Origin of the sequence: Rubrivivax gelatinosus, from assembly GCF_016583785.1 — a bacterium.
Lineage (GTDB): Bacteria > Pseudomonadota > Gammaproteobacteria > Burkholderiales > Burkholderiaceae_C > Rubrivivax > Rubrivivax gelatinosus_B.
This window is the reverse complement of sequence record NZ_NRRU01000174.1, coordinates 1-5729: the sequence shown is the minus strand read 5'-3', so window position 1 is coordinate 5729 and position 5729 is coordinate 1. Positions and strand designations below refer to the sequence as shown.

6 protein-coding genes are annotated in these 5729 nt (G+C 60.8%); all 6 read right to left on the bottom strand.

The window, feature by feature from the left end; all coding sequences use genetic code 11:
* Nucleotides 1-46: 46 nt before the first annotated feature.
* Nucleotides 47-853: a hypothetical protein gene (locus tag CKO43_RS24785; protein WP_346728415.1), complete on the bottom strand. Its 807-nt coding sequence runs from the start codon at nt 851-853 to the stop codon at nt 47-49.
* A 103-nt stretch (nt 854-956) separates the two neighbouring features.
* Nucleotides 957-1427, bottom strand: a complete 471-nt coding sequence (locus CKO43_RS24780; RefSeq protein ID WP_200380337.1) for a GNAT family N-acetyltransferase — start codon at nt 1425-1427, stop codon at nt 957-959.
* A gap of 106 nt (nt 1428-1533) precedes the next feature.
* Nucleotides 1534-2361, bottom strand: coding sequence for a hypothetical protein (locus CKO43_RS24775; RefSeq protein WP_200380336.1), 828 nt, complete (start codon nt 2359-2361; stop codon nt 1534-1536).
* Nucleotides 2362-2857: 496 nt separating this feature from the next.
* Nucleotides 2858-3754 (bottom strand): TIR domain-containing protein, encoded by an 897-nt coding sequence (locus CKO43_RS26400; RefSeq protein WP_200380335.1) that lies wholly within the window; start codon nt 3752-3754, stop codon nt 2858-2860.
* A gap of 666 nt (nt 3755-4420) precedes the next feature.
* Entirely contained in the window at nt 4421-4876 is a 456-nt protein-coding gene (locus CKO43_RS24765) for a DUF4279 domain-containing protein (protein WP_200232251.1), read from the bottom strand.
* 360 nt (nt 4877-5236) lie between these two features.
* Entirely contained in the window at nt 5237-5638 is a 402-nt protein-coding gene (locus tag CKO43_RS24760; protein WP_346728414.1) for a transposase, read from the bottom strand.
* Nucleotides 5639-5729 lie beyond the last annotated feature (91 nt).

The window sequence follows — 5729 nt, the reverse complement described above, 5'->3', positions numbered from 1 at the left end:
GTGAGGGCGTGTGGGGCCGTCGCCGGCCCATGCCGGCTGCCAGCTCCTACTTGCCGGCTGGAACCCGGTGCACGACTTCACCGATCGAACGTGCCCCGGGCGCGTAGGCCGACATCACCGCGCCGATGACGGCCAGGAAGACGGCGGTTGCCAGGAACGGCAGTGCGGTCCGGCGGATCGCCGTCACCAGCCAGTGCGCCGGGTCGTCGCCGCGCAGGTAGCGGTACAGCGCGACCGAGAGGGCGCCGTCGACCAGCACTTCGGCGAACAGCGCCGGCGCGATGTAGATCACGTAGAACGACGCCAGCGCCAGGCCGGCGGCCAGCACGATGGCCACCAGCGGGACCGTCCACTCGTCGGCGTCGGCCACCGAGCCAATGGACTCGCCGATGCCAGGCACCGGGCTGCTGGTGTCGCACCCGACCGGCGGCAGTTGGCCGTCGAACGAAGCACTCGCACCGCCGCCGCCGAAGTCGCCGCCACCGCCGGCTCGCACGGGCGCGCTGGCGGGCGTCGTTCCGCCCGAAGGGAGCGTGTCGGCCAAGTTGGGAACGTCGACCCAGTCCGATGCCTTGGTCCGCAGCCACGCCCAGATGAGGAACAGGAACATCGCGTACGCGCAGACCAGGGCAAGCGGGTAGCGCAGCGCCATCGTGTCCACGCCTTGACGCAGCAGCACGAACGACGAGAGCAGGCCGAAGGCGCCCGTCAGCGCGGCGATCAGGCTCATCTGCAGCCGGGGGTAGGAGTCCTGTTCCAGCTGTTGTTGCGCGCGGGTGACCGCTTGGGCGCGGACGAATAGGCGGTGGCGTGGGGGCATTTCGGGGAGCGAGTGTCTCGGGACGCGCAGCACGTTGGCGCATCGACCGGTGGAACGATGGGTTGATCCTCTACCGCGGCACGAGCTGCGCTCGGGAAATCAGCCGGAGAGCCACGAGGGGTAGTGACTGGTTCAATCAGCTGCCGTTGGTGCTTTCTTCTCCGCAAGAAAGGACGGCAACCATTTCGCCTTCATCGTCGACTTCGGTTTCACGAAAGCCAAATGAGGCGTAGAAGATTTTGGCTGGCTCGTTCTCGGGTTTGTACGAGATGAAGATCCGCTTGACATCTGGGTGCGAGCGAATCTCCGAAATCAGCCTGGCCAGCGCCTGGCGCCCGTAGCCCTTGCCCTGATGATCTGAACTGACCATGAACCGCCAGATGCCGAACTCACCCTGGTCTTCGTGAGGCTCCGGCTTGGCATACATCATGAAGCCGATAGGACGCTCGTTTAGGTAGATGGCGCGGGTGACCAGGAACGGGAAGAAGCTCGCCTGGGCTATTGAGTAGGAGTTGCTTGCGAGATATGCATGCTGATGCGCGAGGAGCGGGAGGCTCGCCACATCTTCGAAGTTCTCTGCAGTGATGGGCCGAAGGGTGATGGTCATTGGAGTTGATGTCGGCAACATACTGGGTCTGAAATTTTAGCTAACCGGCGCTGCTGGCCTGCCGCTGGCGTTGCGGTGAGCGAGGGGTTGGGCCCCTACGGTGGAGTCAGAAGGGAATTTCGTCATCAAAACCGTCAAACGGGCTCGCCTTTCGCTTCGGTTCCTGATAGGTCAGCTCAAGCAGATCCTTGTGGCTTTCAATCCAGCTGACCCCAGCTGGTGCGACTTGATAGTGCTTTATGTCGGCAGGCCCGTCGGCAGTCTCTTCTTCAACCGCACGTTCGATGATGAAATTCCGACGGACAAGGCTAGTCACGCCCAACGCGAGCGCAACGTCGTTGTACCCAATGGTTCGGAGCTTCTGCTCCATCTCCCAGTGGCTGATGCTTCCAACGGGCGTAGGCCAGAATGCAAATGCCGTGGCCAGGATAGCCACTTCGTACTTCTCGAGATCGGTGGCTGATTCGCTTCCCGGCTTTAGTGCGAGCGTATTCGCGATGCGACGCTCTGTCTGGAGCTGAGAGGACACAAACTTGACGAGATCTCGCTCAAGTTCATCGTAGCCACTCCGAGAGTCGGTTCGGTAGAAGATCACCGGCCGGTGCTGGATGTCAAATGGCAGCTTCGCGCGCACAGCTCTGTCGCACAGGATCACGGTTGGCCTATTTAACGCAAGCGCGTAGCCAAGTTCGAGCCATACGTTCGGATTGTCCTCCGACACTTCCGCGACGCAGATCGACGCTGCCTCAATCGCCCGCTCGATCTTTTCAATCACCGGGTTGAGTCCCAGGATCTCGTCCGCGCGCTGAGGCTCTACTTTGGCTTTGACGAGTGCGGGACGAACGGTCTCGTGGTATCGCCTGTCGTACTTGTTGCCATCAAAGGCTTGTATGACGAAGCAGAGTGGCTTCTGCGAATCTACTGTGTCTGCCATGGTTGCGAGTAAGCGGACTTTGGTCTTGCGGCCTAACGAATGAAAGGGACATCCCCATAGCGTCCCATCCGCCCGAGGTTATCCATCAAGCAAGGACGGTCGCCCGGTACGACGATGGGGTTCTGCAGTCTCAGCCTCCACCCGGCTGACGCAAGGAGATGTCCGTGACCATTATGTTATGGACCTACGCAGGGGGCGGCTATAACACTGCGGCACCGGACATGGCGACCACGGCTAAGGAATGGAGCCCCCGCGCGAGTCTTTGATCAGGGCCAGCAGCATCGAACGCTGCATAAAAGGCTGGTTGTAGTTGAGCAGTCCGCACCTCGATTACTTTTCCGTCAGGCGGCGCAATGGCAGCACACCGTCAAAGTGCCTTGATAGATCGATGATCGATTCATCAGGGACTCTATTTGCTTGACAGGTGGGGATGCCCTTGTAGTGGAGGTTGCCGACCTTGCGCGGCTTTTCGCGCAGGGTCCGTGTGATCGCAGGGTTATAGAGTTCTCTGCTCACGAGTGATGGCGTCAACAAGTTGTTGAATTGCACCAGGACTACGCCAATCAATGAATAGGTAGTCCTGCATAAGCGGCGGCATCTCTGAAACTTCGAGGTCGAGGTTTACAACAATGAAGTTCTTTTTCTTTTCCCGCATGCGTTGCGAGAAGAAATAGTTGGCCTCATTCATGGGCCATCCAGACCGTGGATCCAGGAAGTTCTTTGAAAAGAAAAGTAGCCCGAGATGGCACCTCTGCAAGCCTTCGTTGATGCTCTCGGTAATGCTGTCACCCGGATGGATTTCATAGCGGTCATACCAGGCGCGAATGTCGTTCTTGTGTAACTCGGAAAATACGGAATCGACAAACGACTTATCCCTGCTGGAATGCGAGAGGAAAACCGATAGCGTGCTTGCTGTGTTGGGCTTTCCAAATTTCTCATTCATTATATCGCGATCCGGGAACAAGTAGATTCCATTTGGCTCCTCTGACATTTGTAAGTCCAGCATTGAATCGTCCGTAAACGAGAGGACGTTGAACCCCTTTTGAAACACGGCGCCCCCAATCTCCGAAAAGAGGAATCGAAAATCTCGCATCTTGGTTGGATGATTGGCCCCCAGCCACTGCTCAAAGTCTTCAGAGTCTTTCCAGAAGTTCAGGCAAAGAAATGACTGAAGTGAGTACGGGTTGTTGTTTACGAACAATACGGCTCCGACCAAGGTATCTCGGTCATATCGGTTCAGGATTGCGCGAACAAAATCGCGCTCGCCCTTGCGATCACCATAGTCCAACGGGATTACGTATGTTTGGTCGCGGTCCATGTGAAGCTCTTTAAAGAAGTTGTAGAAAAACCCCGCCTCGGCGGCAGCCGGTCTGACTGGCGCGGCATACCACACCAGCGCTTTTGATCCGTCTCTTCATGCGCCTCCCTCGGCGTCCGGGTTCGCGCCAGCCTATCGGCGCGGCACTGCGCTTGCAACATCGCTCGTCATCTTCCCGACCGTCACCGCGATGGCCCGATACCGCCCCGTCGACAACCAGCCGTGTTTCCTGCCGGTGGTGCTGGCCGAGCAGTTGCTGCCCGGCTCCGTCGAGTTCGCGCTCAATCACCTAGTCGACTCCGGCGCCGTGCCGCTGGACGCGTTCGACGCCTTCTATCGCGACGACGAGACCGGAGCGTCCGCCGTCTCCCCGGCCATGCTGCTCAAGGTCTTGTTGCTGGTTACTCGCGCGGCCTGGTCTCCAACCGCGCCATCGCCTCAGCCAGTCGACGCTGGGTGCGTACTACCGGCGGCTTTGTGCCCGCATGGACAAGTCCAAGGCTGTCACGGCGGCCGCGCACAAGCTCGCCCGGCTGATCCGCAGCCTGCTGAGCAAGGGCCAGGAGTACACCGATCAAGGTCAGGCCTAGTGCGAGGAGCGATACCGCCAGCGTGTGCTGCACAACCTGCAGGGCAAGGCGCAGCGGCTCGGCATGTCGCTCGTTCCGGTCACGCCTGACTCAGCCACCGCCTAGAAACTCCGCCTGCATCAATCACTTGGAAGGAGTTTCTTGAGAGGCCTCACTCGGGCTCCTTATGCGCTGTACCTTCTTGCTTTGCCCAATATTCGGCTTCTTCTTCTGGTGTAGGAGCGTAGATCTCGAAGCCCGGTTCAATACCTCGCACGACCAAAGCGCTCAGTGTCGGAACGGCGAGTGTGAATCCTTGGTTCCGATGATCCATGAAGAAGCCGCAAAAAAGATCCACCTGATACCGTTGGCCCAGTGACCGCCATACTGAAAAGTCCAGAGTCAAGGTCGAAAGCAACTGATCTACCTGTTTCTCGAAATCGGCCGGCTCTGATTCCGAAGCCTTGAGTATCCACATGCCGTACTTCCAAACCGCGGCACTACGGCCAGGGGAGATCAGGTCGCCCTTTCGATAGCTCATGCTAGGTGCTGAACCTAGCGCGGCGGTGATCTCGTCGGGTTCAAGATCACCGCCGCATACGCGGATGGAAACTGCAGACTTGGCCATGCTGGGCGTGACTGTGAGGCCTAACGGATAGCGTTTATCTGCCGCCGAGCAAACTCACCCGGCGCACGCCGGCGTCGCCCGGCAGATAAACCGTGTTGGACTAAACCTGCCGCGCTGCAGGCGTGATAGGGCAATGTAAGGTGGCGCCCCTGCTGCGGCAACCGCTGCGCTGTGGATGGCGCCGGGCCGCGGAGGCCGTGTTGCCGCAAATCGACGCGTCACATCCACGCCGGGCGCCCGTTCTGGCGTCGTGCAATCGGCAGCGAGGCTCGCGTGCAGGCCCGGTGCCGCGATGACGACAAGGCCGTACCGGCGGCCTGCCGCAACGGCGGCCGCAGGCGTCTGGGGCGATGGGCCTGCTCATCCCGGCGTCCGAGCCGGTGGCCCGCGGCAGGCGCGACGGCATGATTCGTCCATCGCGCGCCCATCGGGGCCACACGGCTGCGGCCCCCGCTGCTCCAGCACTACCCATCGCCCGCCGCGGCAGTGCGGGCAGGCGGCGATGTCGAGGGCGGCCACGCGGCGCATGAACTCCGCCACGTCTTCCCGGGTGGCGGGCTGCGCCGCCGGCATGGCCAGCAGCGCGCGGGCGCAGACCAGGCGCTGCGCCTTGGCCGCCGGCGCCAGCAGCCCGTAGTGGCGGATGCGCTTGAAGCCGCTGGGCAGCACGTGCTGCAGCAGCCGCTCGACGAACTCCTCGCCGGGCAGGGTCGTCACCCGCCGCTGCGCCGTGCTGCCGGCCAGCCAGCGATTGCCGCCCACCCCGATCCCGCTTCAAGCTCATGGACAAGCTTGTAGATGCGAACCATTCTCAATACCATCGACCCCAAGCCCTGATCACCACCCCGATGAC

Coding starts and splice junctions, on each gene's coding strand:
- CKO43_RS24780 (WP_200380337.1), bottom strand. CDS start 1,427: ATGACCATCACCCTTCGGCCCATCACTGCAGAGAACTTCGAAGATGTG.
- CKO43_RS24775 (WP_200380336.1), bottom strand. CDS start 2,361: ATGGCAGACACAGTAGATTCGCAGAAGCCACTCTGCTTCGTCATACAA.
- CKO43_RS24765 (WP_200232251.1), bottom strand. CDS start 4,876: ATGGCCAAGTCTGCAGTTTCCATCCGCGTATGCGGCGGTGATCTTGAA.